Source organism: Chitinilyticum piscinae, assembly GCF_015223195.1.
Classification (GTDB): domain Bacteria; phylum Pseudomonadota; class Gammaproteobacteria; order Burkholderiales; family Chitinibacteraceae; genus Chitinilyticum; species Chitinilyticum piscinae.
Genome location: NZ_JADFUA010000015.1, coordinates 52,015 through 78,674 on the forward strand (window position 1 = coordinate 52,015; position 26,660 = coordinate 78,674).

The following is a 26,660-nucleotide window of genomic DNA, read 5'->3' on the forward strand; positions in this document are numbered from 1 at the left end:
GAGAACCCGCCCCAATGGCCAAAGCCAGTACAAGCACCGAAAAGAAGACCCGCGCGCCACGCAAAGCCAAAACGCCGCTCACCACGCGCGAAAACCTGTCCGCGCTGATCGGCACCGCCCGCAAGATCCTGCGCAAGGATAAGGGCCTCAACGGCGATGTGGATCGTCTGCCATTGCTCACATGGGTGATGTTCCTCAAATTCCTCGACGACCTTGAAATCAAGCACGAGGAAGAGGCCGAACTCGACGGCAAGCGCTATCAGCCCATCATCGAATCGCCCTATCGCTGGCGCGACTGGGCCGCCCGCGAAGACGGCATCACCGGCGACGAACTGCTGGCCTTCATCGGCCAGGAATTCGCCTTGCGCGCGGATGGCAGCGCGGGGCGCGGCTTGTTCGCCTACCTGCGCGACCTGGCCGGCGAAGGCGAAAAAGGCAGCCAGCGCGAAGTCATCGCCAACGTGTTCAAGGGCGTGCAGAACCGCATGGTCAGCGGCTACCTGCTGCGCGACATCATCAACAAGGTGGGGGGCATCCGCTTCTCGGCCAGCGAAGAAATCCACACGCTCTCGCACCTGTACGAATCCATGCTGCGCGAAATGCGCGACGCGGCCGGCGACGCGGGCGAGTTCTACACCCCGCGCCCGGTGGTGCGCTTCATGGTGCAGGTCAGCGACCCGCGCCTGGGGGAAACGGTGCTCGACCCGGCCTGCGGCACCGGCGGCTTTCTGGTCGAAGCCTACGACCACATCGCCCCGCAGGTGAGCTCGCCCGAACAGCGCCGCAGCCTGCAACGCGCCACCCTCCATGGTCAGGAAGCCAAGCCATTGCCCTACATGCTGGCGCAAATGAACCTGCTGCTGCACGGGCTGGAAGCCCCGCAGATCGCCTATGGCAACACGCTGGATCGGCGGATCAACGAAATCGGCCACCGCGAGCGCGTGGACGTCATCCTTACCAACCCGCCCTTTGGCGGCGAGGAAGAAGCCGGCATCAAGGCCAACTTTCCGTCCAATATGCAGACGGCGGAAACCGCACTGCTGTTCCTGCAATACATCATGCGCAAGCTGCGCGTGGCCGGTGCGCCGGTGCCCGGAGGCAAAGCCGCCGAACGGGGTGGCCGCGCCGCCGTGGTCGTGCCCAACGGCACCCTGTTTGGCGATGGCATCAGCGCCGTCATCAAGGAGGAAATGCTCAAGGAATTCAAGCTGCACACCATCGTGCGCCTGCCGCAGGGCGTGTTCGCGCCGTACACCGACATCCCGGCCAACCTGCTGTTCTTCGAACGCGGCGGCCCCACCGACACCATCTGGTACTACGAACTGCCGCTGCCCGAGGGGCGCAAGAAATACAGCAAGACCGCGCCACTGCAATTCGAGGAATTCGCCCCGGCCCTGGCGTGGTGGAACAACCGGGAAGAAGGCCCGCAGGCCTGGAGCGTGGACTTTGCCGCCAGGCGCGCTGCCGCCGTTGCCGCCGCCACGCCGCACTGGCAGCGAGCCGAGGCCGAACGCCATGCCGCCATCGCCCTGGGCAAACCCATGCGGGAGCTGGAGCAGGCCATCCAGGCCGCCGCCAACGGCCAGAAGGCTGAGCGGCAAGACCGCCTGAAGGCGCTCAGGGGCGAGCAATTGGCCCACGAGCAGGCCGCCAAATCGGCGCAGGCTGAAGGCGATGCGCTGTACTGGCCGATTTTCAATCTGGACCTGAAAAACCCCAACGCCCGCGCCGGGCTGGAACATGCCGACCCGAAAGACCTGATTGCCGCCATGCGCAGCCACGAGGCTGAAGTGATGCGCCTGTTGGGCGAGATCGAGGCGCTGGTGGCCGAGGTGCAGGCATGACCAACCGCAGCACGCCAGCCCTGCCGGATCAGGCCGACTACGCCACTGTTCACACCGACATCGTCGCCCTGCTGGAATCGGCCCGCCGCGCCGCCGCACGCAGCGTCAATGCCCTGATGACCGCCATATTGGGAGATTGGCCGCCGCATTGTCGAATTTGAACAGGGCGGGCAGGAGCGGGCCGAATACGGCGAGGCATTGATCGAACGCCTGTCGGCTGACCTGTCGGCCCGGTTTGGCCGTGGCTTCAGCAAACAGAATCTGTGGCAGATGCGAGCCTTCCACCTCGCGTGGCCGGTTGAGCAGATATCGCAGACACTGTCTGCCAAATCGCCTGTCGCTCCAATTCTCCAGACACCGTCTGGAGAATCTTCGCGGGCGGGAACTCTCCAGACGGCGTCTGGACAATACCCAGATTTATCCGCCCTGGCCCAGGCCTTCCCCCTGCCCTGGTCAGCCTACGTTCGCCTGCTCTCGGTCAAAAACGCACATGCCCGCGCCTTCTACGAAACCGAAACGCTGCGTTGCGGCTGGTCGGTGCGCCAACTCGACCGGCAGGTGAACAGCCAGTTTTACGAACGCATCGCACTCTCGCACAACAAGGCCGCCATGCTGCAGAAGGGTGAACTCACCGAACCCGGCGACACCCTCACCCCCGAGCAGGCCATCAAAGACCCCTTCGTGCTGGAATTCCTCAACCTCAAGGACGAGTATTCCGAGTCTGACCTAGAAGAGGCGCTGATCCAGCATCTGGCCGACTTCCTGCTGGAACTGGGCGACGACTTCGCTTTCGTGGGCCGCCAACGTCGCCTGCGCCTGGACGACAACTGGTTTCGCATCGACCTCTTGTTCTTTCACCGCAGCCTGAAATGCCTGCTGGTCATCGACCTCAAGGTCGGCCAGTTCAGCTACGCCGATGCCGGGCAGATGCACATGTATCTGAACTACGCCCGCCAGCACTGGATGAAGCCCGGCGAAAACCCGCCCATCGGACTGATCCTGTGCGCAGGCAAAGGCAGCAACGAAGCCCACTACACGCTGGAAGGGTTGTCCAACAAGGTGCTGACGGCGGAATACCGCACGGCGCTGCCGGATGAAAAACGGCTGGCCGACGAACTGGAGAAAACGCGGCGCGAGCTGGAAGCGCGGCGGATGGCGCGCGGTGGCGATGCGGAGGGCAGGGTATGAAGGCGTGGCCTGTCGTTCCTCTCGCGGACGTTTTGCAGCATCGCAAGGAATTCATCACGATTGATGACACCCAGCATTACAAGCGTTGTCGTGTTCAACTTCACGCCAAGGGTGTCTTGCTGCGCGACACCGTGTCTGGTGCTGATATCAAAACCAAAAAACAGCAAGTATGCCGAGCCGGTGAGTTTTTGGTTGCTGAAATTGACGCAAAGATGGGTGGCTTCGGGCTAGTACCCGCAGAACTCGATGGCGCGGTAGTCAGCAGCCACTACTTCCTTTTTGAAATCGATGAATCGTGCCTTGATGTGCGGTATCTCGATCACTATTGCCGTACCGAACGATTCAGAAAACAGGTTGAGGCGCAAGGATCGACAAATTACGCTGCGATTCGGCCTGCGGACGTGCTGGCCTACACAATTCCGCTGCCAGCACTGCCAAAACAACAAGCCCTCGTCGCCCGCCTCGACGCGCTGGCCGGGAAAACCCGGCAGGTCGAAGCGCATCTGGAGGCCGCCCTGCGCGACGCCGAACACCTGCTGGCCCTGCGCTTTCGCGATGCCATTGCCGGCGCGCCGCTGCGGCCGATGGCGGAAGTGGCTCCATCAATTCGTCGCCCAGTGGAAATCGATATCGACACCCGTTACCGGGAGGTTGGCGCACGATCATTCGGCAAGGGTTTGTTCATCAAGCCCGACTTCGACGGTGCTGAAGCAACATGGCAAAAGCCAGTCTGGATCAAGTCCGGTGACTTGGTTCTCAGCAACATCAAGGCATGGGAAGGCGCGATCGCTATCGCGGATGAACAGCACGACGGTTGCATCGCCTCACATCGCTACATTACCTGTGTTCCTGACCCGGAACTGGCGACCGTAGGCTTCCTCGTCTATTACCTGCTGAGCGAAGACGGGCTGGAAAAGGTAGGGCTCGCATCACCCGGCACGGCTGACCGCAACCGCACACTGAGCCTTGGCAATCTTGGCAAGATCGAAGTGCCCACACCCCCGCTGGCCGTGCAGCACACCTTCGACCGCCTGCAAGCCGCCGTCGCCGCCCTCAAGGCCCGGCACGCCGCCATCCGCGAAGCCAACGCCGCGCTGTTGCCGGCGCTGCTGGCGCGGCTGTTTGCGCACGGGTGCGATTGATTTGCAGGGTATATTGCCATAGCCCTTTTATTTGATTGGCTGCATGGCAATACCTTGTTGGGTATTGTGGCCGTTGGCGACCCCGGCAACATGCCGTTCGTCATGCCCGCGCTTGATCAGGTAGCCAGTCCAGCACGCCGTCATACCGGCGAAAGGCGGTATCCAGAGCATCGCTCGAACAGGCCTTGCCGCTGGATTCCCGCTTTCGCGGGAATGACGAACTGTACTTTGCCGGGGCGGCCGCCCGACCAGGAGGCGTGAACGGGTTGGCGGGGTTGGCGCGCGGCGGCCTGGCCGGGTTCCCGGCGGGGCGCGTGAATATTACCCGTTGCCTGCCGCAGCGCGCGCGGCGCCTGCGCTTGCCGTAAACTGGCGGCGGCTGGCGGCGGCAATCCCCCGGCAATCCCTCCCGCACCTGCCGCGTTTCCAGTGTCTTGAACGGATTTTTGCGCATGATTTCTTTGAAAAAACTGCATCCGGGCAATTTTGCCGTGGTCATGGCCAGCGGCATCATTTCGGCGGGCTTCGCTGCGCTGGAGTACCGGAGGCTCGCCGAGCTGTTTTACCTGTTCACGCTGGCCAGCTGGGGCGTGCTGCTGGCCCTGAGCGCGATTCGCCTGCTGCGGCACGCCCGCACGGTGCGCGCGGATCTGCTCAATCCGCGCCTGGTGTTTTCCTATTTCACCCTGGTGGCCGCCACCGGCATCGTGGGCTTGCTGCTGCACGCGCATGGCTTTGCGCAATGGGCGCTGGCGTGCTGGGCGCTGGCCTTTGTCGCCTGGTGCGCGCTGCTGTATCTGGCGTTCAGCGTGCTGACCTTCATCAGCCACGAGCACAATGTGAATATCGTGCACGGCGGCTGGCTCATTACCATCGTCGGCACGCAGTCGCTGGTGTTGCTGGGGGCGCGCATCGCGCCCGATCTGGGGCCGTGGGCGGATTACATGCTGGTCGAAATCCACATGCTGTGGGGCTTGGGGCTGGTGTTCTACGGCATTTTCGTGACGCTGTTCTGCTACCGCATTTTCTTTCTGGCCTTGCGCGCCCAGGATACCTCGCCGCTGTTTGGCGTCATCATGGGGGCGGCGGCCATTTCCGCCAATGCGGGCACGAGCCTGCTGGAATCGTCGTCCCGTTTGGTCTTTTTGCGCGAGCAGCATCCGTTCATCAACGGCATTACCATGCTGTGCTGGGCCTGGGCGACCTGGTGGATTCCCATGCTGGTGCTGTTTTCGCTCTGGAAACACGGCGTCAAGAAGCTGCCGCTGGTGTACGAGCCGGTGTTGTGGAGCTTTGTGTTTCCGCTGGGGATGTATGCGGTGGTCAGTGCGCGCTTTGGCTGGGAGGCGGATTTTCCGCCGCTGGCGGTGATCGCCAGGGGGATGATCTGGGTGGCTTTCGCCGCCTGGCTGGGAACGCTGCTGACCATGCTGGCCGCCGCGTTCCGCAGCCTGCGGCTTTACATGGCGGGCAGCAACAGCAGGGGCACGAGCACCAGCGCGACGATAAAGCACCAGACCAGCGCGCCGAACGAGAAGATGTTGTAGGCCAGCTCGATCGTTTCCACCGAATCATCGTGTTCGAACAGCGCATCCAGCCCGTGATACAGCAGGCAGGCGGACGCCAGCAGCCCGAGCAGCGCGCAAATGACATTGACGGCGGGAATGGCGATGAACAGGGAGAGCGCGCTCAGCCAGATCGGCAGGGGCACGATCGCGGCCAGCTTGTAGCAGTCCGCCAGTGGCGGGCGCACCGCGGCATGCACGGAGTGCTGGATGATTTTCGCCATGAGCGGGACGCAGAACCAGGCGCTCAGCAACAGCACGGCCGCCGCCCAGTACCAGCTGCCCATGCCGGCTTCGGGGGCGTAGGCTTGCGGCGCTGTCGTGGCGGCGTACAGCACCATGATGGCGCCAAAGAGCGAGGCGGGAAGCACCAGCAGCAGGAAGCTGCGCAGGATCGAGGGATGGTCATCCGCCAGCTCGCGCCAGCCGGCGTCGGAGGAATACAGCATTCGCAGGGGGTCGTAGAGGTGCATGATGTTCTCCTTGTGGCGACGGTGGGGACTTTCCGGCTGGACAGGGTCCTGTTTTCACCCTAGGGGATTTCCGTGGAATGGCAAGCACAGCCTGCGCCTGTGCGCAAGAGCGGCGCGGTGCTGCCGCGTCGACAAAAAAAACCCGCCGGTTCCGGCGGGTTATCAAGAGTGCTCTGTCTGCCCTGGTCAGGAGGTGCTTGTCAGCATGGCAAGGCGGCATGCTTTCTGGCGTAGAAGTACCAGGTGATGATGATGCAGGTTACGTAGAAGACCAGAAAGCCATACAGCGCCATTTCCGGGCCGCCGGTGCTCTTCATCGACAGGCCGAAGCTCTGCGGGATGAAGAAGCCGCCGTAGGCGCCAATCGCACTGATGAAACCGCCGGCTGCCGCGGATTCCTTCACGCCGCGCAGCAAGGACTTCTTTTCTTCCGCCTCGCCCTTGCCTGCCGCTTCACGCTTGCACAGGGTCGAGAAAATGGTGGGGATCATTTTGTAAGTCGAGCCGTTGCCGATGCCGGCCCAGGCGAACAGCCACAGGAAGCTGAGCAGGAACATGGTCCAGTTGCCGCCGACCGGCGCGCCGCCGGCCATGGCCGGCAACGCCGACAGCACGCCGAGCACGCCGGCTGCCATGCCGGCAAAGACCACCAGGGTTACTTTGGCGCCGCCGAGCTTGTCGGAAATCGTGCCGCCGACCGGGCGGATCAGCGCGCCGATCAGGGGGCCGATAAACGCGATCTTGGCTACGGGAATTTCCGGAAACATGGTCTTGGTGAGCAGGGCGAATGCGCCGGCAAAGCCGATGAAGCTGCCGAAGGTGCCGATATAGAGGTAGCACATGATCCAGTTGTCGCGGCGCTTGAAGATCACGGCCTGCTCGGCAAACGAGGCTTTTGCGTCCGCAATGTCGTTCATGCCGAACCAGGCGGCCAGCGTGGCGGCGACAATCAGCGGCACCCACATGAAGCCGGCATTCTGCAGCCACAGGCTTTTTTCCACGCCGTCTTTCATATAGTGCTGCGCGTCGCCACCGAAGGCGCCAAACAGCGGCAGGGTGATCAGCAGCGGAATCAGCAGCTGCGCGAGCGATACGCCCAGATTGCCGAAACCGGCGTTCAGGCCGTTGGCCTTGCCTTTCTCGGCCGACGGGAAGAAGTAGGCGATATTGGCCATCGAGCTGGCAAAGTTGCCGCTCCCCAGCCCGCACAAGAGCGCAATCGCCAGCATCACCGGATAGGACGTGGTCGGGTCCTGCACGGCAAAGCCCAGCCACAGCGCCGGAACCAGCAGCAGGCCGGTCGAGATGGTCGTCCACTTGCGCCCGCCCACCATCGAGGGCATGAAGGAGTAGAAAATCCGCAGCGTGGCGCCGGACAGATTGGGCAGTGCGGTCAGCAAAAAGAGCTGATCTTTGGTGAAGGTGAAGCCGGCATTGGGCATGTTGAGGGTCACCATGGACCACAACACCGAAATCGAAAACCCCAGCAACAGGCAGGGAATCGAAATCCACAGATTGCGCCGGGCAATGCTCTTGCCCTCGCTTTGCCAGAAGGCCGCGTTTTCCGGCTCCCAGCGTTTCAGTACGGCACTCGACATGATGGTTCTCCTTGGTTTAAAGCTTGCCGCTGGCCGTGGCCAGTTTCTGGGCCGAGGCGTGTCTGATCGCCTCTTCTTCGGCCAGCGGTCTGAAACTGAAATGCATCCACACGAGGCTCACGCAGACGGTGCCGTAGAGCAGCATGAAGCAGCTGGAACGCACGCCGCTGAAATCAAGCAGCGCGCCAAACATAATCGGCAGGATGAAACCGCCCAGCCCGCCAGCGAGCCCCACCACGCCGGACACGGCGCCGATATTGCTGGTGAAGTCATCAGAGATGAACTTGAACACGGAGGCCTTGCCGATCGCCATGGCGATGCCGACGACAAACAGCAGCACGGTAAACGGCACGACCGAAAGACCAATATCGAGCGAAAGCGGCCCTTTGGTGGTCTGGATGATCATCGCCGTTTGCGGGTAGGACAGCAGAAACAGCGCCACCCACATCACCCACATCACGCCCCAGGTAACCTTGTAGGCGCCGAAGCGATCCGACAGCCAGCCGCCGAGCGCGCGCAGCACCCCGCCGGGCAGTGAAAAGCACGCGGCCAGCAGCGCGGCGTGCTGGATGGAAAGGCCGTACTCAGTGACGTAATACTTGACCAGCCACAGCGAGAGGCCGACGTATCCGCCGAAAACCACCGAATAGTATTGGCTGTAGCGCCATACCCTCGGGTCTTTCAGCATGGTGAGCTGTCTGGCGAACGACACGCCCGCGCCGCTGTGGTGTGAGGGGTTGGTGCTGCTCAGCAACCAGAACAGGATGGCGGTGATCAACATGCCCACCGCGTACACCTGCGGCACCACCACCCAGCCGTACAGACCGATCAGCACGGGCGCGATGAATTTGTTGACCGCCGCGCCGGAATTGCCGGCGCCGAAAATACCCATCGCCAGCCCCTGCTGGCGCTTGCTGAACCAGCGCGCGACATACGGTGTGCCCACGGAAAACGAACCACCGGCCAGGCCGACAAACAGGCCCAGCGCGAGGAAATGCCAGTAGGCGGTGGCGTAGGAAATCAGCCAGATCGGGATGACGGTGGCGAGCATCAGCAGGAACAGCACGATGCGTCCGCCGTATTTGTCCGTCCACAGCCCCAGCGGCACGCGCACCAGCGAGCCGGTGAGCACCGGCGTGGCGGTCAGCAGACCGAACTCGGTTTCGCTGAGCCCCAATGCGGTCTTGATCGGAATGCCGACGACCGCGAACATCATCCAGATGGTGAAGCAGACGGTGAAGGCCAGTGTGCTGGCGAACAGCACTGACCAGTGCTGCAACTTTTGCGGGGGCGGTTTGTTATTCATTGTCGCTCTGTCCATGTGCTTTCCGGTGCGGGTGCGCCATCCGGCGCTGCGCTGCATCAATCCTTCATGTTTTTCAGGTGCAAGGCCATTTTTGTCCGGTTGGAGACCCCCAGTTTTTTCCGCAGCTGACCCAGGTGCGACTTGATCGTGCTTTCCGCCAGGCCAAGCTCGCGGGCAATTTCCTTGTTGCGCATGCCTTTGGCAATCAGTTCGAGCACTTCCTTTTCCTTTTTGCTGATCACCGGGGCGGGAGGTTGCCCGGCGTGGCTGCCTGATGCGCCCTGCTCCCCGATGGACGCCAGCAGAATGCGGCCTCCGGGTTCACGGAGCGCGTATCCGGCCAGCTCGCCAAGATTGAGGGCATGAACGCCAAAGGCGGCATAGCCGGCAACCCCCAGCTCCTCATAAAGTTCTGCGTCGTGGATTGTGTTTTCCGTCAAGACCAGGATGGTCATTTTCGGTCTGCATTCCCGCAGCGCGCCAATGGCCCTGATGTTCTTCCTGTCGATATCGCTCAGGGAGATCACGGCCATTGCAAAGTCCTGCTTTTCGGTCAGCGCCGCTGCTGCCGCCATGTCCGGCAAGGAAAAGATGCTGCCGCCGGTGGCGTCTGTCAGTGCCTGTCTGATGATCTGGTTCAGCAGGGTTTGTCGCTCGACCAGCAGGATATTGGTGTGCCGCAACGGCATCTCAGCCCCCCGTCTGTGACATGAAGCGGATGATCTTGGCCGGCTGCTCGATGAATTCGTGGCGCTCGGGCTTCAATTCGATGGCGGCGCGGATTGCGGCTTCCAGCTCGGCATCGGAACATTCCGCCCGCAGCAAGGGGCGCAATTCGAATTTCTCTTCCTGCCCCAGACACAGGTAGAGCGTGCCATCCACTGATAAGCGCACGCGGTTGCAGGTGGCGCAGAAATGCTGCGAAATCGGCGTGATGAAGCCGATCTGCCCGCGTCCGTCCGCAGTCTGCCAGTAGCGCGCCGGGCCTCCGCCCAATTCCTGCACGCAGGACACAAGGCCGAAGCGTTCGATGAGCTGCGGGCGCACGTCGTCAAGCGGCAGGTAGTGCGCATTGCGGCCGGTATCGCCGACCGGCATGGTTTCGATCAGGCGCAGGATGAAGCCCTCATCAAGACAGAACTGCGCCATGCGCTCGATCTCGTGATCGTTCACGCCGCGCATGGCGACCATATTGAGCTTGATCGGGCTGAAACCGGCATCCTTGCCGGCCATGATGCCGGTCATGATGGCGTCGAAACTGTCGCGCCCGGTCACCGAATTCAGGCAGGCCTTGTCGAGCGAATCGAGGCTGACATTGATGCGCGCCAGGCCGGCACGTTTGAGCGCATGCGCATGCTTGCCCAGCTGCGTGGCATTGGTGGACAGCGAGAGATCGCGCACGCCGTCAATCGCCGCCAGATTGCCGACCAGATCGACGAGATTGCGCCTGAGCAGCGGCTCGCCACCGGTGAGGCGCACGCGCGATACGCCCATGCGGGCAAACGCGGCGACCACCCGTTCGACCTCGGCAAAACTCAGCCACTCGGCCGGCTCGGCATAGCCGTCGAAGCCTTTGGGCAGGCAATAGTTGCAGCGCAGGTCGCAGCGGTCGGTCACCGATACGCGCAGATAGCGGACCTGACGGCCAAACCGGTCGCGCAAGTCAGACCCTGACGGAAAATTCATGGACATCACACAATCCTCTGATTCGCTAACCAGTTTAAGCGCCCCGGTCAATGCCGACACTTGCTCTGAGGGCTTATCCCGGTTAGCCCGCTTTTGCATTGATGCGGCATTGCCGGGTACGCTTTTTTATCTAGACAATCCGGCCTTGCCCGCCTAAATGTCTAGTCATTCCTTTGCCGCATCGGCAAGACGGGTGATTCATTTGACCGATTTGCAGATGCGCGAGTAAACAGTAGTCTTTCTCCGGTACAAAAACGCCTGAACGGCCCTTGTGGAGGCTCCATGAGTCATTTTCTTGATCGTCTGAAATTCCTTTCCCGCACGGTTGATACCTTTGCCGATGGCCATGGCGCTGTCGTCGCGGAAGATCGCCAGTGGGAAAACGCTTACCGTGCGCGCTGGCAGCAGGACAAGGTGGTTCGCTCCACGCACGGGGTGAACTGTACCGGTTCCTGTAGCTGGCGCGTGTTCGTGAAGAACGGCCTGATTACCTGGGAACTGCAGCAGACCGATTACCCGCGCACCCGCCCGGATCTGCCCAACCACGAGCCGCGCGGCTGTCCGCGTGGCGCGTCGTATTCCTGGTATGTGTACTCCGCCCAGCGCGTGAAATACCCGATGATACGCGGCCGGCTGGTGAAAATGTGGCGCGAGGCGCGCGAAACGATGGCGCCGCTGGAAGCCTGGGAATACATCAGCCAGAACAAGGAACGCGCAGCCGAATACAAATCGGTGCGCGGGCAGGGCGGTTTCGTGCGTGCAAGCTGGGATGAGGCAACCGAAATCATTGCGGCGGCCAATGCCTACACGATCAAGGAATACGGCCCGGATCGCGTGATGGGTTTCTCGCCGATTCCGGCCATGTCGATGGTGTCCTACGCCGCTGGCAGCCGTTACCTCAGCCTGATCGGTGGCGTGCCGCTGTCCTTCTATGACTGGTATTGCGATCTGCCGCCGTCCAGCCCGCAAGTCTGGGGCGAGCAGACCGACGTGGCCGAATCTGCCGACTGGTACAACTCGACCTACCTGATGGTGTGGGGCTCGAACGTGCCGATGACGCGCACCCCCGATGCCCACTTCTATACCGAAGTGCGCTACAAGGGCACCAAGACCGTCGCCGTATCGTCCGATTTCGGTGAAATGGCCAAGTTTGGCGACATCTGGCTGGCGCCCAAGCAGGGCACTGACGCCGCGCTGGCGATGGCCATGGGCCACGTGGTGCTCAATGAATTCATCAAGACGGAAAAGAGCGACTACTTCAAGTCCTACGGCAAGCAGTACACCGACTTCCCGATGCTGGTGATGCTGAAAGACAACGGCCAGGGGCTGGTCGGCGACCATTACCTGCGTGCATCGCACCTGACGCTGGGTGACGAGGCCAACAACCCCGAATGGAAAACACTGCTGATCGATGCAAAGAGTGGCGACATCGTCGTGCCGAATGGCGCGGTTGGCTTGCGCTGGGGCGAAGAGGGCGAGAACGTCGGCAAGTGGAATCTGGAGCTGAAGGCTGCCGATGGCCGCGAGATTGACCCGCTGCTGTCGCTGAAGGGCAAGTCGGATGAGGTGGTGAGCGTCGGCTTCCCCTACTTTGGCGGCGAACACGACGACGTGCTCAAGCGCAATGTGCCGGCCAAGCGCGTAACCTTGAAAGATGGCTCTTCCGTACTGGTCGCGACGGTATTTGACCTGATGCTCGCCAATTACGGGGTGGATAATGGCCACGGCGGCGGCAATGTCGCGACGTCTTATGAAGATGACGTACCGTACACCCCGAAATGGCAGGAAAAGCATACCGGTGTGAAGGGCATTGATGTTGTGACGGTGGCGCGCGAATTCGCCGACAACGCCGATCGCACGCACGGCAAGAGCATGGTCATTGTCGGCGCGGCGCTGAACCACTGGTATCACATGGACATGACCTACCGCGGCATCATCAACCTGCTGGTGATGTGTGGTTGCGTGGGCCAGAGTGGTGGCGGCTGGTGTCACTACGTGGGCCAGGAAAAGCTGCGTCCGCAACAGGGCTGGGCGCCGCTGGCGTTTGCCGGTGACTGGGTGCGTCCGTCGCGTCAGATGAACGGCACCAGCTTCTTCTACGCGCACACCAGCCAGTGGCGCCACGAAAAGCTCGGCGTCGAGGAAATCCTCAGCCCGACCGCGCAGGCGGCCAAGTTCAAGGGCATGACCCTGATCGACTTCAACGCCAAGGCCGAGCGCATGGGCTGGCTGCCTTCCGCGCCGCAGCTGGAAACCAATCCGCTGGAAGTGACCCGCGCCGCCGCCGCCGTCGGCAAGGACCCGGTGGCCTACGCGGTGGAAAATCTCAAGGCCGGTACGCTGAACATGTCCTGCGATGACCCGGACAACCCGCGCAACTTCCCGCGCAACCTGTTCGTCTGGCGCTCGAATATCCTGGGTTCTTCCGGCAAGGGGCACGAGTATTTCCTGAAATACCTGCTCGGCACGCAAAACGCCGTGTTCGACGACGAAACGACCGGCATCAAGCCGTCCGAAGTCAAGGTGCGTCCGGCAGCGGAAGGCAAGCTCGACCTGCTCACCGTGCTCGATTTCCGCATGAGCACCACCTGTCTCTATGCCGATATCGTGCTGCCGACGGCGACCTGGTACGAGAAGGACGACATGAACACGTCCGACATGCATCCCTTCATCCACCCGCTCTCTGAAGCCGTGCAGCCGCTGTGGCAGGCCAAGAGCGACTGGGAAATCTACAAGCTGATCGCCAAACGCCTGTCTGAAATCGGTGGTCCGGCGCTGGGCACGCAGAAGGATCTGGTGCTCGTTCCCTTGCTGCACGACACCCCGGGCGAACTGGGTCAGCCGCTGGAGCCGAAGGACTGGAAGAAGGGCGAATGCGAGCTGCTGCCGGGCAAGACCGCGCCGAATATGGTGGTGGTCGAGCGTGATTACACGAAGATTTACGAGAAGTTCACCTCGATCGGCCCGCTGCTGGCCAAGGCCGGCAATAACGGCAAGGGCATTACGTGGAAGACGGCGCATGAAGTCGAGCTGCTGGGCAAACTCAACGGCATCGCCGCCAACGGCCAGCCCAAACTCGACACCGCCATCGATGCCTGCGAAATGATTCTGAGCCTGGCGCCGGAAACCAATGGTCACGTGGCGGTCAAGGCTTGGGAAGCGCTGTCGAAAATCACCGGCCGCGAACACACCCATCTGGCCAAGCCGCGCGAGCATGACGCCATCCGCTTCCGCGACATCCAGGCGCAGCCGCGCAAGATCATCTCCTCGCCGACCTGGTCGGGGCTGGAAAGTGAAGAGGTCAGCTACAACGCCGGCTACACCAACGTCCATGAACTGATTCCATGGCGCACGCTCACCGGTCGTCAGCAGTTCTACCAGGATCACCGCTGGATGATCGACTTCGGCGAAGGGCTGACGGTTTACAAGCCGCACATCGATCTGAAGACCACCGACGCGATGCTGAACAAGCAGCCCAACGGCAATGCCGAAATCGTGCTGAACTGGATTACGCCGCACCAGAAGTGGGGGATTCACTCCACCTACTCGGACAACCTGCGCATGTTGACGCTCAGCCGTGGCGGCCCGCACGTGTGGCTGTCGGAAGGGGATGCGAAAAAGGCCGGCATCGTCGACAACGACTGGATCGAAGTCTTCAACGTCAACGGCACGCTGACCGCGCGCGCGGTGGTGAGCCAGCGCGTCCCCGACGGCATGACGCTGATGTATCACGCCCAGGAAAAGATCGTGAACGTTCCCGGCGCCGAAACCAGCAAGAAGCGCGGCGGCATCCACAACTCGGTCACCCGTACCGTGACCAAGCCCACGCACATGATCGGCGGCTATGCGCAGCAGGCTTACGGCTTCAACTACTACGGCACGGTGGGCAGTAACCGCGATGAATTCGTGATCGTGCGCAAGATGAAGAATGTCGACTGGATGGATGAGCCGAGGCAATCGTAGGCCGGGTAAGACGTAAGCCGTAACCCGGCATCCGCGAACGCAACTCTCGACCTTAACGGCGGGTTACGGCCTCTGGCCTGACCCGCCCTACGAAGGAAAAAAACATGAAAATTCGTGCACAAGTGGCGATGGTGCTCAACCTCGACAAATGCATCGGCTGCCACACCTGTTCGATCACCTGCAAGAACGTCTGGACGAGCCGTGACGGCGTCGAATACGCCTGGTTCAACAACGTCGAAACCAAGCCGGGCATCGGCTACCCGAAGGAATGGGAAAACCAGCAGAAGTGGAAGGGCGGCTGGCAGCGCAACAGCGCCGGCAAGCTCGAACCGCGCCAGGGCGGCAAGCTGCGCATCCTGGCCAACATCTTCGCCAATCCCAATCTGCCGGAAATCGACGACTACTACGAGCCGTTCACCTACGACTACGAGCACCTGCAGAACGCACCGGAAATGCAGACACCGCCGACCGCGCGCCCGGTGTCGGTGATTACCGGCCAGAAGATGGACAAGATCGAATGGGGCCCGAACTGGGAAGACGATCTGGGCGGCGAATTCAGCAAACGCAGCAAGGATCAGCTCTTCAAGGACATCGAGAAGGAGATGTACGCCACCTTCGAGAACACCTTCATGATGTACCTGCCGCGCCTGTGCGAGCACTGCCTGAACCCGGCCTGTGTGGCCTCCTGCCCGTCGGGCTCGATCTACAAGCGCGAGGACGACGGCATCGTGCTGGTCGACCAGGACAAGTGCCGCGGCTGGCGCATGTGCATCTCCGGCTGCCCGTACAAGAAGATTTACTACAACTGGGATTCGGGCAAGGCCGAGAAGTGCACCTTCTGCTACCCGCGCATTGAAGGCGGTCAGCCGACCGTGTGTTCCGAATCGTGCGTGGGGCGCATCCGCTATCTGGGTGTGCTCTTGTACGACGCTGACCAGATCGAGACGGCAGCCAGCGTGGCCAATGAAGAAGACCTGTACAACGCGCAGCTGAAGGTCTTCCTCGACCCGAACCTGCCGTCCGTAATCGAGGAAGCGCGCAAGCAGGGCATTCCGGAATCGTGGATCGAATCGGCGCAGAAGTCGCCGGTGTACAAGATGGCGGTGGAATGGAAGGTGGCTTTCCCGCTGCACCCGGAATACCGCACGCTGCCGATGGTGTGGTACATCCCGCCGCTGTCGCCCATCCAGGCCGCCGCCGAGCGTGGCGTGATGGGCCGCAACGGCATCCTGCCGGACGTGAAGGAAATGCGCATTCCGGTGAAATACCTTGCCAACCTGCTGACTGCCGGAGACGAAAAGCCGGTGCTGGCGGCGCTCGACAAGATGCTGGCGATGCGCGCCTATATGCGCGGCAAGAGCGTGGAGAAAACCGAAAACCTGGAGGTATTGCAGCAGGTTGGCCTGACCCAGGCGCAGGTCGAGGAGATGTACCAGATCATGGCGATCGCGAACTACGAAGACCGCTTCGTGATTCCATCCAGCCACAAGGAAGAGGTCGAGGACAGTTTCAACGACAAGGCCAGTTGCGGTTTCACGTTTGGCAACGGCTGTTCGGGTGGCGTGTCGTCTGGAACTTTGTTTGGCAAGAAGAAGGAAGGCTCGATCATCTTTGTCGACATGCCTAAATCCAGAAAGAAAGCCGCGCAAGAAAGCGGTGCGGACTGATAGGGGGTATGCATGAAACACTTCCAGATTCTCTCGGCTCTACTGCAATACCCAGAGGGGGTATTGCAGGATGCCTTGCCGGAAATCCGTGCTGAACTGGCTGGTGCGCCGGCGGGTGTCGCGCAAGCCGTCGCTCCCTTGCTGGATCATCTGGCCGCGCACGATCTGATCGCGCTGCAGGAAGGCTACGTCAATACCTTTGACCGTGGCCGCAACTACAGCCTGCACCTGTTCGAGCACGTGTACGGCGAAAGCCGCGACCGTGGCCCGGCGATGGTGAGCCTGATGGAGGAATACACCAACCGTGGCTTCTTCATCGCCGCCGACGAGCTGCCGGATTACCTGCCGCTGTTCCTCGAGTTTCTCGGCCAGACGGATGAGGCCACGGCCGAAGAATTCCTCGGCGAATCCATCCACGTCATCGCGCGCATTGGCGAAAAGCTCGCCGAAGCCGGCTCGCCCTATGCCGGCGTGTTCACCGCGTTGCGCGGCCTGACCGATGTCGAGCCCCTGCCGCTGGCCGAGCCGCCGGTGCGCGACATGGACGAGGTCATGGAGAAATTCGGTGGCGGCATCGATGGCATGGAGCCGCTGCTGCAACCGGGCCTGCAGTCCGGCATGCAGGGCGGTTCCTGCGGCTCGGCAGCAGCACAAACCATCCAGTTCCAACCGCGCGGCAATGCCGCTGCGCAGCAAGGAGTATCACGATGAGCTATCTCGACCAATTCCTGTTCGGGATTTACCCGTACATCGCACTGGCCATCTTCCTGCTTGGCAGTCTGGTGCGCTTCGAGCGCGAGCAGTACACGTGGAAATCCGAATCCACGCAAATGCTGCATCGCGGCCAGTTGCGCCTGGGTTCCAACCTGTTCCACATTGGCGTCATCGGTGTGTTCTTCGGCCATCTGGGCGGCTTGCTGACGCCCTTGTCGGTCTGGCATGCACTGGGCGTGACGCACGAAGCCAAGCAGCTGCTCGCCATGGTGGCTGGCGGCATTCTGGGCGGCCTGGGCGCACTTGGCCTGCTGATTCTGCTGTATCGTCGCTTCAGCAACCCGCGTCTGGCGGCCATCACACCGTTCCGTGACAAGGTACTGCTGCTGTGGCTGCTGGCCACGCTGGGCCTGGGGCTGGCGACGATTCCGGTATCGATGGGCCACCTTGACGGCCACATGATGACGCTGTTCATGGAATGGGCACAGCGCATCCTGACCTTCCGTGGTGATGCCGCCAGCTTTGTCGTCGGTGCGCCGCTGGTGTTCAAGCTGCACATCTTCTTCGGCCTCACTTTCTTCATCATCTTCCCGTTCACCCGCATGGTGCATGTGTGGAGCGGCTTCGGCAGCGTGGGCTACATCACGCGCGCCTGGCAGCTGGTGCGTCCGCGCTGAATGAGCATGACTGCCGGATGCCTGCGCATCCGGCGCTAACCGACGCCGCTGCGCCGGCGACAGGGATGCAGGGCAGTTTGCCGATTGCCGCATCCCTGGCCGGCGCACCGGCGTTTCTGCATTCAAGGTTTTATTGAGGAAGCAATATCATGGCCATTCTGGTAAACGACATCGAGATCACCGACGACATGATCGAAGCCGAGCTGCCGCACCATCAGCAAGCCGCCAAACCGCTGGATGCCGCCGTGCAAGAGCTGATCCTGCGCGAAATATTGCGGCAGGAAGCCGCCAGCCAGGGCTTTGCCGGCGAAAACGCCATTGCCGATCTGCTGGAAAGCGCGGTCAGCATTCCCGACGCTGACGAAGCGGCCTGCCGGCAGTGGTATGAGCAGCACCCGCAGGCCTTCGTGCAGGGCGAGCTGGTGGCGGCCAGCCATATCCTGTTTCAGGTGACTGATACCGTTCCTCTGGATTTGCTGCGCGCCAAGGCGGAGGAGGTATTGGCTGATACCCTATCCAATCCGGAGGCTTTCGGGCAATACGCCAGGCAGTATTCCAATTGCCCGTCCGGTGAAGTGGGCGGCAATCTCGGCCAGTTCGGCCGCGGCGAAATGGTGCCGGAATTCGAGAAGGTGGTGTTTGCGCTGGACGAAGGCGCCATCGCGCCGCGACTGGTGGAAACGCGCTTCGGCCTGCACATCGTGCGCTGCGAGCGCAAGGTGGAGGGTATCCGTGCGCCTTTTGAAGCCGTGCAGCAACGCATTGCCGACTATCTGGGCGAGGCCGCCACGCGGCAGGCGATGAACCATTATCTGCGCTTGCTCGCCGGCAAGGCCAGAATCGAAGGCTTCGAGCTGGCGGGGGCGGATTCACCGCTGTTGCAGTAAGCGCGGAGTGTTGGCGAGGTTTGCCACAAGCCCCTGTGCAGGCAGGTCGGGCGGGCGGCAGGTGTTACGCCGTCAGCCCGGCGCCGCGGATGCAATCCCGGCCCGCTTGTTTGGCCTGATACAGGCAGATGTCCGCCTCGTGCTGCAGCGCAGCCAGATCGTTGCTGACCGCAAAGGCGAGGCCAATGCTGGCGGTGACGATGCGCCCCGGCATGAGATCTTGCCAGGCATGTTCGGCAATGCTGCGATGTATCTTGCGCGCCAGTCCGTGCAGCTGCCGCTGATCTGCCGGCAGGATGACCAGGCAGAATTCTTCACCGCCGTAACGCGCCACGAATTCGTTGTCGCGGTGACAGGCATCACGCAGGATGCCGCCCAGCGCCCGGATGACGGCATCGCCTGCCGCATGGCCGAAGCGATCGTTGATGCTCTTGAAGTGGTCGATATCGATCATCAGTACGCCGCAGGGTTGGGCGGCATGCTGCTGGCAATGCCTGAACAATTCGTCCAGTGCACGGCGGTTGCGCACACCGGACAAGGCATCCATTTCAGCGGCAATCCTCAGCTCGCGCATTTCCAGAGCGTTCTGCTGCAGCGACGAATTCATGTGCTGATTGATGATGGCCAGTTGCAATGTTTCCAGCTTGGCCAGTGCCTGATTGACCGCGCGACGGCTGGTGTTGGTCTCGTAGACGCGACTGGCCTGCGCAGCCTGCCGCTCGATGCTGGCGTGCGCTTGCCGCAGATAGTGCAGGGCCTGCACCGGGTTGCCGCGTTCTTTGAGGTAGCGGTAGCCGGCGAGGCTGGCGCGTTCGATATGCTGTTCGCTGCTGATCTGTCCGGCCAGCGCGCAGGCTTGATCCAGTTCGGCATTGTCCCGGTTGCTGTACAGATGGCGCTGAAAATGAAGGCGCGGGCGGGAAGACACGTACAGTTTCTCGGTCAGGTCCGGCTGTATTTTCTGGAAATACAGGAATGTGCTGCGGGCTGAAAAGAGCGCATCCACCCGTGCCGCCACCAGTTTGCGATAATTGTTGTACTCGTTGCCGGTGTCTTCCCGGCGGATTTGGCCGGCCGCGATGGCAGGTTCGACATCCCGGTATCGGTATCCCCGCACGCCGCCGAGCACCTTGCCATGCAGGCTTTCCGGGCCATGCCACTCCAGCGGTGCGCTGCGGGGGCTGAGCAACAGATCCTCGTCATCCAGCAGGGGCTTGCTCCAGACAAATTGCATGCGATATGCCGGGGTATGCCAGTCCGGGCTATTCCACAATACGATGCCTTGCCAGCCCGGTTGCGCCAGCAGGTAATCGATGCGCTTTCGCGGCAGGATGTCCAGCTGGAACCGGTATTTCCCGCCCAGATGGCGATTGAGCAAGGCGGTGAAATCCGCACTCAGGCCGCTCTGCCCTGTCGTGACAAATGGCGGCGTTGAGTTCTGGTTGATGAGCATGACAACCTGACCGGCCCAGGCCGGGGCGGCAAGCAGAAACATCACCACGAATAGCAGCGCACGCATGTCAAGCTTCCGCTTCTGATTTTCCGGGGGGGGGGGGCTGGCGGAAAATGATGCACAAGTAAGCAGGTAGTCAATTTGTCTGGAGAGTAATTGGTCACTATTTCAATATAGATTGCCCAATATGTGCCCGCCAATAATGGCACCACCGTAGCGGCAAGGAAATTGCAGCAAGTAATGGCCGTTTGTGCTGATGTTTATTTGTCACGACCCTCCCGGCTCTGCCGGTGAGACTCCCAGAGGTTGACGTTTCCTGGCGTCATTGGTTTTGTTGGTGAAATGGCCACATGTGGCCGAACACCGTCGGCTTTGCTGAGGTGGGACGTTACTTTTTGTCGCGAAGCCTTCGGCTGGGCCGCTGCGGCATGAACACTGCCGCAGTCCTTGTTTACATATATACATACATATATATGTATGTATATATGTATATGGCTGCATATGTACGTATGCTGCCAGGGCATCCCGATCAGGAAAAAGAACCTGTTTGATGTCATGCTTTGCATGGCGCATTGCGGAAACGTGTCTCCTGCTTAGCAAGTTTTCCGCACGCCCTGCCCACGCTTTATGGGGATTCTCTACGGGCAAGGTGAGCATCCAGCACCCACGCGGCCTTGCTGGGTTTCTTCCGTGATCGCAAGGAAGTCCCTGTGGGGTGCGGGAACGACCGTTTTACCGTGCACTGAATCTCCTTGCTGATCAGGGCTTGTCTTGTCAGGGTGCAACGATCTGGCGGATGTGCAACGCCTGGCGGGGAGGCCCACGGCAGCGCAGTGACAGCTTCCTTGCCAATGCTCAGGGACGCAGTTCTTGCATCGATGTTTGCGCTTCACGAGCAAGATGCTCTTTTTTGTCTTGGCGCCAGTGCAGGCCTGTTCTGTAAAGGCTGTTGCCATGGTTGCACATTCATAGGTATATATATACATGCCTTGACACATGTTGGTCGGGCCTGTCGGGAACATCCGGGCTGTTGGCGTACATATATATGTATATATATGTACGCCAATATATAGGTATATATATATATATAGGAGCATCCATGATTTTTGCTTGTGTGAATACGAAGGGTGGTGTTGGTAAAACCACGACGGCTGTGCATCTGGCCGTGATGCTGGCCCGACAGGGCAAGACGTTGTTGATCGACGGCGATCCGCAAGCGTCGGCGGCAAGTTGGGCTGCATGGCGCCGCGAGACCGCATATGCTCCCTCTCCCACTACGACCTGCCTTGCTGGCAAGGCTATCCTGGCCGAAGGCAAACAGCTGGCGACGGGTTTTGAACATGTCGTGGTCGATGCCGGCGGACGTGATTCCGCAGGTCTGCGTTCCGCCTTGCTGCTGGCGCAGCGTGCCGTGATTCCGGTAGGTGCTTCGAATCTGGACGCTGCGGCCATGACGGATCTGCTGGAAGTGGTTGAGCTGGCTCGTGATTACAATCCCGGGCTGGATGTGCGCGTGCTGCTGACGCGTGTCGACCCGCGGACCAAGGATGCGGCTGAAATGCTGGAATTTTTGACGGAACAGAAGTTGACTGTATTGCCTACCAAGGTTTGTGAACGCGTGGCGTTTCGTCGGGCGATCGGGGAAGGGGCGTCTGTGCAGGAGCTGGGGCGGGATCAGGCTGCGATTGTCGAGATGGAAGCCTTTTTCAGGGAGGTGATGGCATGAGCATGAAAGGCAAGCCCAATACGGCGCAATTCAGGCAAGCCAGAGACCCAACTGCATTCCTCGAGGGGGGGGAAGCCGACAAGGCCGAAAAACCGGGGCCCGTGGCCGTGTTGGCGAGTCCGCCTGTCCCCGAGGAATTGCCTCGTTATGGCCGAGCTCGCGTGCAGAAGATCTTCAATTTCCCCGAGGAACTGGCAGATCGCTTGCGCCGTGAAGCCCTAAGGCGTTCGGAAGAGAAAGGGGGAAGGGTCACGGAAAAGGATATCGTGATCGAGGCGCTGGAAAAATTTCTGGCCGATTAATAGGTATATATATACATACATAAGTATATATATAACGACATCAGATATTGAGTTCGCCGGTATCGATGTTGTTGTTAACGTAACGCGGTGACATTTGCGACGGATTGTGATATTGTTGCCGCCAAGCATGAAATGAGGTATAAATAATGCTGACAACGACCGTGAGCGTAGTTGCACCAAAAATTCTCAAGGAGTTGGTCGCAGCGGGCTCGGTATCATCTGCACGGGTGGAGTCTGGCGACAAGGGTCTTGTGATTGTTGTGCGTGCAGGAATGAATGAACGGGTACTGGGTGCTGCCCGTGGCGGGCTTCGCTATTTCCAGAGTCTGGATGGCGCGGCAAGCGTATTGCAGAGCTATGGAATCATGCGATTTGATGTGAATACCGAACACTGGGTACCCAAGACGATGATCAGGGGTTATAAGCAGGCGCCGATCGTGGAGGACACTGAGTGAGCCTGTGTGTCTGCAGAAGGAGAGATTTGGCCGTCCAGTAAAGACTGGACGATCAGAAAAGCAAAAGCCCGCTTTGGCGAGCGGGCCTTGCAAACAAACCGGGCTGGGAGCCTAGGCTGAAAACCGAGAAGCTGCTTTGGCGAGCTGCTTCAACGAACAACAATGAAACCTAACCAACAAGGTTCATTGTACGCAGCCTGTCCCTTGTACGCAAGCGTGACCTCGTCCGCAGGGATGAGTGGTGAGGGTGTGTGACGGCGACAATGGCGCAACAAACAAAACAGGACGGGCACGTCGCCGAGCGTTTTTTTCTGGCGGGCACCGCGCTTAATCGCATTCTCACGGAAGCGCCATATCTGCCGCGGTGCTCCGATGACAAAACGGCCACCCGTGTCCGACCGCGCGAATACGCCATTCGCTACCCCTACATGCAGGTTAATCGGCCCGGTATGGTGAGCTGGCTGATTTTTGACCTCGATCACGCCAAGGCGATGATCTGGGAGGATGCCGGGCTTCCTGCTCCCAACCTGATCGTTCGCAATCGGCAGAGTGGCCACAGCCATCTCTACTATGCAATTCCTCCGGTCTGCACGACCGAGGCAGCCCGCAGCAAGCCCATCGCCTACATGAAGGCCGTCTATGAGGCCTTCGCCGCCCGGCTTGATGCCGACACCGATTTCCACTGCGGCCCTGTGGCCAAGACCCCCGGCCATCCTTGGTGGCTGACGCACGAGCTGCACACCCACGTCTACGAGCTGGGGGAGTTGGCCGACTACGTGGACTTGGCGGTGTCCAGTCCGTGGAGCAAGGGACCGCAGCTCGACAAGGTGAGCCATTCCCGGCACTGCATCCTCTTCGAGCACCTGCGCCACTATGCCTATTCCATCGTGAACCGTGAGCGTGAGCGCGGCTCGTTCGCCACCTTCACCCGGCTGCTGGAAGCCTACGCCCACAACCGCAACAGCTTCCAGAAGCTGGGCTTCATGGACAACCTGGCCCAGTCCTCACTCAGGGCCACGGTGAAGTCTGTCGCCCGCTGGACGTGGGATCGCTACACAGGCTGTGGCCAGTGCCACCGGGGTGTAATGCAGCTCGACAAAGACGTGCCGCTGATTGAACGGCAACGTCTCGCTGCCGCCCGTACCCACGACATTCGCCACAAAGCCACCGAGTCCAAGGTGCGAGCCGCGTGCCGGCTGCTCCAACAGAAGGGCGAAGCCCTCACGCAAGCCGCTATCGGCCGCGTGGCAGGCCTCACAAGGCAGACCGTGTCCACCTACAAGCATGTGCTCGAAGAAGTGCTCAAGCCCGCCGCGGTGGCGATTTTTGGGGGAGCTTCAGATAAGGCCGGGGGTGTTAAACATGGTGTACATCAGGTAACTGCGGTCCCGCAGGGGGCCGGGGCTCCGGGTGAAGCCGCTGTGTTCCTTGAGCTGTTTCTAGCAGGGTTGGGTGCCGTGCCTGTGTTGGATGGTTGATATGGCGCCGGTTTTGGTTTTTGAGCACGCAACCATCCGGCCCGCGCTGGCAGACACTGCAACGGTGGTGATCGATTTCCAGGACAGCATCGCGAAAGGCTTGCCATTCAGCGTGGCGGTAAAGGCGCAGCATGGGGGTGATCTCCTTGGTGACAGAGCCGGTATCAATAGAAGCCAATGCGGTTTTCCCGTGGGGGCTCCCATGGCGGTAGAACCGGTTGCAGTGGTGTGGCAGGTGGATCCCATCGCTGTTGCTGCATCATGGGCTGCAGTGCGAGCTGGATGCTTTCTTCCAGTCGCTGTTTCAGGTCGCGAATCGTGCTGCAGCGCGCACTGATGGCCTCACAGAGTGCATCGTCCAGTTCGGCACTAAACCATTTGCCCAGCCCCAACGCATCAATCTGGCTCCTGTACAGCTTGCGCACCAGCTGCGGCCAGCACTCCCGCGCCGGACCGGCAAACTGTACGCAGCGCACCCGGCTTAACAGGGGCTCGGAGAGACACTGCACGTCATTGGCTGTCAGCAGGTAGCTCGCATAGTCCATGCGTGCCGGCAGACTGATGAACTTGTCTTCATAGCGGCTGGCGTTTTCCGGTTCGAGCAGCATCAGCAGAATGTCCGTTACCAGACCGTGCAGGCCGAACGGCGCGCACTTGTCGACCTCGTCGAAGCAGATCACCGGATTGGCTTCCGGGCATTCCGCCATGCGTCGCAGGAGCGCCGAAGGCGCGGACTGTCCCCATTGCTGGGCCGAGCCGGCCAGCGTCATCACATCCCCCGAGCCGCCGAGCTGGAATTCGAGATAACTCAGTCCCAGTAACGTAGCCAGTTGCCGGCCAAGCCAGCTCTTTCCCAGGCCTGGCGGGCCGCTGAGCAACAATCCCCCCAGGTGTAGTGGCGCCTTGCTGATGATCTGTGTCCAGATGCGCAACTGGATGGCCTGCAGTAGCTCGTCCAGGTGCGGATTCTCCGCCCGGAAGGCCTGCAAGGCTTCCAGATGCTCAGGTCTGGCAAGGCGCAGCACTTTGGGCCGCAGCAACAGCTTCAGCTCGGGGAAACGGTCGGATTGTGTGCCGTATTTACCCGTTTGTTTCTCGATTGCTGCCATGCGGGTCTGCAAGGCCACGGGGTCAAGCAGATAGACTTGGGGTCGTCTCAGAATTCGGAAAATAAAGCACGCTAAGGCGTAGTCACCCCGTGACTCCCCCGCGCCGATGCAGCGAGCTTCGTTCCGTCTTGCAGTGACGCAATCAGCGGGCAGGAAACGTTCCCTTTCCGCGCATGGCAGGCGCACACCAGTTCAGACAGCACGGCCTCCATGCGTGCCAAGTCGGCCATCTTCTCGCGCACATCCTTGAGCTTGTGCTCGGCCAGGCCGCTGGCTTCCTCGCAATGGGTGCCATCCTCCAGCCGCAGTAGCTCGGCGATTTCGTCCAGGCTAAAGCCCAGCCGCTGGGCCGATTTCACGAACCGCACTCGTGTTACATCCGCCTCGCCATAGCGGCGAATGCTGCCATAGGGCTTGTCTGGCTCCGGCAGCAGGCCCTTGCGCTGGTAGAACCGGATGGTCTCCACATTGACCCCGGCCGCCTTGGCAAAAACGCCAATGGTCAGATTCTCAAAATTAATTTGCATATCGCTTGACTCCGTACATAACTACGGAAGTAAGCTTAAGCTATCCAAACCAAATTTGAAAGGACAAGCGTATGTCTGAACCACAAAACGGGCGCGGCGCGCTCTTCGCCGGTGGGCTGGCCGCCATTCTTGCGTCGGCCTGCTGCCTGGGGCCGCTGGTTTTGATCGCCTTGGGGTTCAGCGGGGCATGGATCGGCAACCTGACGGTGCTGGAACCCTATCGCCCGATCTTCATCGGCGCAGCGCTGGTCGCGCTGTTTTTCGCCTGGCGGCGCATCTACCGCCCGGCGCAAGCCTGCAAACCGGGTGAGGTCTGCGCGATTCCCCAAGTGCGAGCTACTTACAAGCTCATTTTCTGGATCGTGGCCGCGCTGGTCCTGGTCGCGCTCGGATTTCCCTACGTCATGCCATTTTTCTATTAAACAGGCAAGGGAAATCCCCCGGCTCTGCCGGGGTGGCAGTAGAAATTTGACTTTTGCGGGAGTCGCCCATCAGTAACACTGCTCTTTGTGAGCCGCCAAGCACACTTAAGAGGAGTATCAAAGATGGACGACTTCGAAAGCCTAAGTCACAGCCGCTGGGAGTGTAAATACCACGTGGTCTTCATTCCCAAGTGCCGCAGGAAGGTGCTGTACGTACAACTCAGACAGCATCTCGGAGAAATTTTCCGGAAGTTGGCAGAGCAGAAGGAAAGCCGGGTGCTGGAAGGGCATCTGATGCCGGATCATGTGCACATGCTGTTATCGATTCCACCGAAATTCGCGGTGTCGCAGGTAGTCGGGTACATGAAGGGCAAGAGTGCGATTCATCTTGCGCGGGTGTATGGGGAGCGCAAGCGTAATTTCGTCGGGCAACATTTCTGGGCCAGAGGCTACTTTGTCTCAACGGTGGGTCGTGATG

Annotated in this window: 24 protein-coding genes; 16 read left to right on the top strand and 8 right to left on the bottom strand. The window is 60.8% G+C overall.

The genetic code is table 11. The features are described from left to right. Nucleotides 1-14 precede the first annotated feature (14 nt). The 5 genes from INR99_RS16530 (at nt 15) to INR99_RS16545 (ending at nt 5,721) form a co-directional block, all read left to right on the top strand. The gene (locus INR99_RS16530; protein WP_194117451.1) at nt 15-1,844 is read left to right on the top strand and encodes a class I SAM-dependent DNA methyltransferase; all 1,830 of its coding nucleotides are present in this window, start codon (nt 15-17) and stop codon (nt 1,842-1,844) included. Continuing rightward, the gene (locus INR99_RS17595) at nt 1,841-2,005 is read left to right on the top strand and encodes a hypothetical protein (RefSeq protein WP_228098395.1); all 165 of its coding nucleotides are present in this window, start codon (nt 1,841-1,843) and stop codon (nt 2,003-2,005) included. The genes INR99_RS16530 and INR99_RS17595 overlap by 4 nt, the downstream gene beginning before the upstream one ends. Then, complete coding sequence (locus INR99_RS17855) at nt 1,992-3,032, top strand: PDDEXK nuclease domain-containing protein (RefSeq protein ID WP_308431510.1); 1,041 nt, start codon at nt 1,992-1,994, stop codon at nt 3,030-3,032. Before INR99_RS17595 ends, INR99_RS17855 begins: the two co-directional genes overlap by 14 nt. Then, complete coding sequence (locus tag INR99_RS16540; RefSeq protein ID WP_194117452.1) at nt 3,029-4,174, top strand: restriction endonuclease subunit S; 1,146 nt, start codon at nt 3,029-3,031, stop codon at nt 4,172-4,174. Before INR99_RS17855 ends, INR99_RS16540 begins: the two co-directional genes overlap by 4 nt. 452 nt (nt 4,175-4,626) lie before the next feature. After that, nucleotides 4,627-5,721 (top strand): tellurite resistance/C4-dicarboxylate transporter family protein, encoded by a 1,095-nt coding sequence (locus INR99_RS16545; protein WP_051305040.1) that lies wholly within the window; start codon nt 4,627-4,629, stop codon nt 5,719-5,721. Here the strand turns inward: INR99_RS16545 and INR99_RS16550 are convergent. From INR99_RS16550 to moaA, 5 genes are all read right to left on the bottom strand, one after another. After that, entirely contained in the window at nt 5,634-6,212 is a 579-nt protein-coding gene (locus INR99_RS16550; protein WP_194117453.1) for a YIP1 family protein, read from the bottom strand. The genes INR99_RS16545 and INR99_RS16550 overlap by 88 nt on opposite strands. Nucleotides 6,213-6,412: 200 nt before the next feature. Continuing rightward, nucleotides 6,413-7,810, bottom strand: a complete 1,398-nt coding sequence (locus INR99_RS16555; protein WP_194117454.1) for an MFS transporter — start codon at nt 7,808-7,810, stop codon at nt 6,413-6,415. A 16-nt stretch (nt 7,811-7,826) separates the two neighbouring features. Beyond that, nucleotides 7,827-9,131, bottom strand: a complete 1,305-nt coding sequence (locus tag INR99_RS16560; RefSeq protein WP_228098397.1) for an MFS transporter — start codon at nt 9,129-9,131, stop codon at nt 7,827-7,829. Nucleotides 9,132-9,172: 41 nt separating this feature from the next. Further along, nucleotides 9,173-9,805: a response regulator transcription factor gene (locus INR99_RS16565; RefSeq protein ID WP_051305029.1), complete on the bottom strand. Its 633-nt coding sequence runs from the start codon at nt 9,803-9,805 to the stop codon at nt 9,173-9,175. A 1-nt stretch (nt 9,806) separates the two neighbouring features. Then, on the bottom strand, nt 9,807-10,808 hold the full coding sequence (moaA, locus tag INR99_RS16570; protein ID WP_211234085.1) for a GTP 3',8-cyclase MoaA: 1,002 nt from the start codon (nt 10,806-10,808) through the stop codon (nt 9,807-9,809). A 276-nt stretch (nt 10,809-11,084) separates the two neighbouring features. Here moaA and INR99_RS16575 point away from each other — a divergent pair, with 276 nt between their 5' ends. The 5 genes from INR99_RS16575 to INR99_RS16595 all read left to right on the top strand — a co-directional run bounded on the left by INR99_RS16575 (nt 11,085) and on the right by INR99_RS16595 (nt 18,710). Then, nucleotides 11,085-14,765: a nitrate reductase subunit alpha gene (locus INR99_RS16575; protein ID WP_028456347.1), complete on the top strand. Its 3,681-nt coding sequence runs from the start codon at nt 11,085-11,087 to the stop codon at nt 14,763-14,765. 104 nt (nt 14,766-14,869) lie between these two features. After that, a complete protein-coding gene (gene narH, locus INR99_RS16580) occupies nt 14,870-16,432 on the top strand; it encodes a nitrate reductase subunit beta (RefSeq protein WP_194117456.1) in 1,563 nt (520 codons plus the stop codon). A 12-nt stretch (nt 16,433-16,444) separates the two neighbouring features. Beyond that, nucleotides 16,445-17,143 carry a nitrate reductase molybdenum cofactor assembly chaperone gene (gene narJ, locus INR99_RS16585; RefSeq protein WP_194117457.1) on the top strand — a complete coding sequence of 233 codons (699 nt, stop codon included), beginning with the start codon at nt 16,445-16,447 and terminating at the stop codon, nt 17,141-17,143. After that, nucleotides 17,140-17,823 carry a respiratory nitrate reductase subunit gamma gene (narI, locus tag INR99_RS16590; protein WP_028456029.1) on the top strand — a complete coding sequence of 228 codons (684 nt, stop codon included), beginning with the start codon at nt 17,140-17,142 and terminating at the stop codon, nt 17,821-17,823. The genes narJ and narI overlap by 4 nt, the downstream gene beginning before the upstream one ends. 149 nt (nt 17,824-17,972) lie before the next feature. Continuing rightward, on the top strand, nt 17,973-18,710 hold the full coding sequence (locus INR99_RS16595) for a peptidylprolyl isomerase (protein ID WP_028456030.1): 738 nt from the start codon (nt 17,973-17,975) through the stop codon (nt 18,708-18,710). 64 nt (nt 18,711-18,774) lie between these two features. Here the strand turns inward: INR99_RS16595 and INR99_RS16600 are convergent, their stop codons facing one another. Beyond that, on the bottom strand, nt 18,775-20,229 hold the full coding sequence (locus INR99_RS16600) for a diguanylate cyclase (protein WP_051304958.1): 1,455 nt from the start codon (nt 20,227-20,229) through the stop codon (nt 18,775-18,777). A gap of 1,033 nt (nt 20,230-21,262) precedes the next feature. Here INR99_RS16600 and INR99_RS16605 point away from each other — a divergent pair. From INR99_RS16605 to INR99_RS16620, 4 genes are all read left to right on the top strand, one after another. Next, on the top strand, nt 21,263-21,889 hold the full coding sequence (locus tag INR99_RS16605; protein ID WP_194117458.1) for a nucleotide-binding protein: 627 nt from the start codon (nt 21,263-21,265) through the stop codon (nt 21,887-21,889). Further along, the gene (locus INR99_RS16610) at nt 21,886-22,191 is read left to right on the top strand and encodes a hypothetical protein (protein ID WP_194117459.1); all 306 of its coding nucleotides are present in this window, start codon (nt 21,886-21,888) and stop codon (nt 22,189-22,191) included. Before INR99_RS16605 ends, INR99_RS16610 begins: the two co-directional genes overlap by 4 nt. A gap of 146 nt (nt 22,192-22,337) precedes the next feature. Further along, a complete protein-coding gene (gene parC / locus INR99_RS16615) occupies nt 22,338-22,646 on the top strand; it encodes a ParC family partition-associated protein (protein WP_228098398.1) in 309 nt (102 codons plus the stop codon). A 263-nt stretch (nt 22,647-22,909) separates the two neighbouring features. Then, nucleotides 22,910-24,124, top strand: coding sequence for a replication initiation protein (locus INR99_RS16620; RefSeq protein ID WP_194117467.1), 1,215 nt, complete (start codon nt 22,910-22,912; stop codon nt 24,122-24,124). Nucleotides 24,125-24,288: 164 nt separating this feature from the next. Here INR99_RS16620 and INR99_RS16625 read toward each other — a convergent pair whose 3' ends face one another. Then, on the bottom strand, nt 24,289-25,233 hold the full coding sequence (locus tag INR99_RS16625) for an AAA family ATPase (RefSeq protein WP_194117460.1): 945 nt from the start codon (nt 25,231-25,233) through the stop codon (nt 24,289-24,291). Between the two features lie 71 nt (nt 25,234-25,304). Then, nucleotides 25,305-25,760 carry a mercury resistance transcriptional regulator MerR gene (gene merR, locus INR99_RS16630; RefSeq protein ID WP_001166628.1) on the bottom strand — a complete coding sequence of 152 codons (456 nt, stop codon included), beginning with the start codon at nt 25,758-25,760 and terminating at the stop codon, nt 25,305-25,307. Between the two features lie 71 nt (nt 25,761-25,831). Here merR and INR99_RS16635 point away from each other — a divergent pair, with 71 nt between their 5' ends. Then, nucleotides 25,832-26,182, top strand: a complete 351-nt coding sequence (locus INR99_RS16635) for a mercuric transport protein MerT (protein ID WP_001294660.1) — start codon at nt 25,832-25,834, stop codon at nt 26,180-26,182. Between the two features lie 123 nt (nt 26,183-26,305). After that, nucleotides 26,306-26,660, top strand: a 355-nt coding sequence (gene tnpA / locus INR99_RS16640; protein WP_194117461.1) for an IS200/IS605 family transposase, incomplete at its 3' end; no start/stop codon positions are given.

Bases quoted from the DNA above. Each gene is read 5' to 3' on its own strand.
- INR99_RS16530 (WP_194117451.1), top strand. From the start codon at position 15: ATGGCCAAAGCCAGTACAAGCACCGAAAAGAAGACCCGCGCGCCACGC.
- INR99_RS17595 (WP_228098395.1), top strand. From the start codon at position 1,841: ATGACCAACCGCAGCACGCCAGCCCTGCCGGATCAGGCCGACTACGCC.
- INR99_RS16540 (WP_194117452.1), top strand. From the start codon at position 3,029: ATGAAGGCGTGGCCTGTCGTTCCTCTCGCGGACGTTTTGCAGCATCGC.
- INR99_RS16545 (WP_051305040.1), top strand. From the start codon at position 4,627: ATGATTTCTTTGAAAAAACTGCATCCGGGCAATTTTGCCGTGGTCATG.
- INR99_RS16550 (WP_194117453.1), bottom strand. From the start codon at position 6,212: ATGCACCTCTACGACCCCCTGCGAATGCTGTATTCCTCCGACGCCGGC.
- INR99_RS16555 (WP_194117454.1), bottom strand. From the start codon at position 7,810: ATGTCGAGTGCCGTACTGAAACGCTGGGAGCCGGAAAACGCGGCCTTC.
- INR99_RS16560 (WP_228098397.1), bottom strand. From the start codon at position 9,131: ATGGACAGAGCGACAATGAATAACAAACCGCCCCCGCAAAAGTTGCAG.
- INR99_RS16565 (WP_051305029.1), bottom strand. From the start codon at position 9,805: ATGCCGTTGCGGCACACCAATATCCTGCTGGTCGAGCGACAAACCCTG.
- moaA (WP_211234085.1), bottom strand. From the start codon at position 10,808: ATGTCCATGAATTTTCCGTCAGGGTCTGACTTGCGCGACCGGTTTGGC.
- INR99_RS16575 (WP_028456347.1), top strand. From the start codon at position 11,085: ATGAGTCATTTTCTTGATCGTCTGAAATTCCTTTCCCGCACGGTTGAT.
- narH (WP_194117456.1), top strand. From the start codon at position 14,870: ATGAAAATTCGTGCACAAGTGGCGATGGTGCTCAACCTCGACAAATGC.
- narJ (WP_194117457.1), top strand. From the start codon at position 16,445: ATGAAACACTTCCAGATTCTCTCGGCTCTACTGCAATACCCAGAGGGG.
- narI (WP_028456029.1), top strand. From the start codon at position 17,140: ATGAGCTATCTCGACCAATTCCTGTTCGGGATTTACCCGTACATCGCA.
- INR99_RS16595 (WP_028456030.1), top strand. From the start codon at position 17,973: ATGGCCATTCTGGTAAACGACATCGAGATCACCGACGACATGATCGAA.
- INR99_RS16600 (WP_051304958.1), bottom strand. From the start codon at position 20,229: ATGCGTGCGCTGCTATTCGTGGTGATGTTTCTGCTTGCCGCCCCGGCC.
- INR99_RS16605 (WP_194117458.1), top strand. From the start codon at position 21,263: ATGATTTTTGCTTGTGTGAATACGAAGGGTGGTGTTGGTAAAACCACG.
- INR99_RS16610 (WP_194117459.1), top strand. From the start codon at position 21,886: ATGAGCATGAAAGGCAAGCCCAATACGGCGCAATTCAGGCAAGCCAGA.
- parC (WP_228098398.1), top strand. From the start codon at position 22,338: ATGCTGACAACGACCGTGAGCGTAGTTGCACCAAAAATTCTCAAGGAG.
- INR99_RS16620 (WP_194117467.1), top strand. From the start codon at position 22,910: ATGGCGCAACAAACAAAACAGGACGGGCACGTCGCCGAGCGTTTTTTT.
- INR99_RS16625 (WP_194117460.1), bottom strand. From the start codon at position 25,233: ATGGCAGCAATCGAGAAACAAACGGGTAAATACGGCACACAATCCGAC.
- merR (WP_001166628.1), bottom strand. From the start codon at position 25,760: ATGCAAATTAATTTTGAGAATCTGACCATTGGCGTTTTTGCCAAGGCG.
- INR99_RS16635 (WP_001294660.1), top strand. From the start codon at position 25,832: ATGTCTGAACCACAAAACGGGCGCGGCGCGCTCTTCGCCGGTGGGCTG.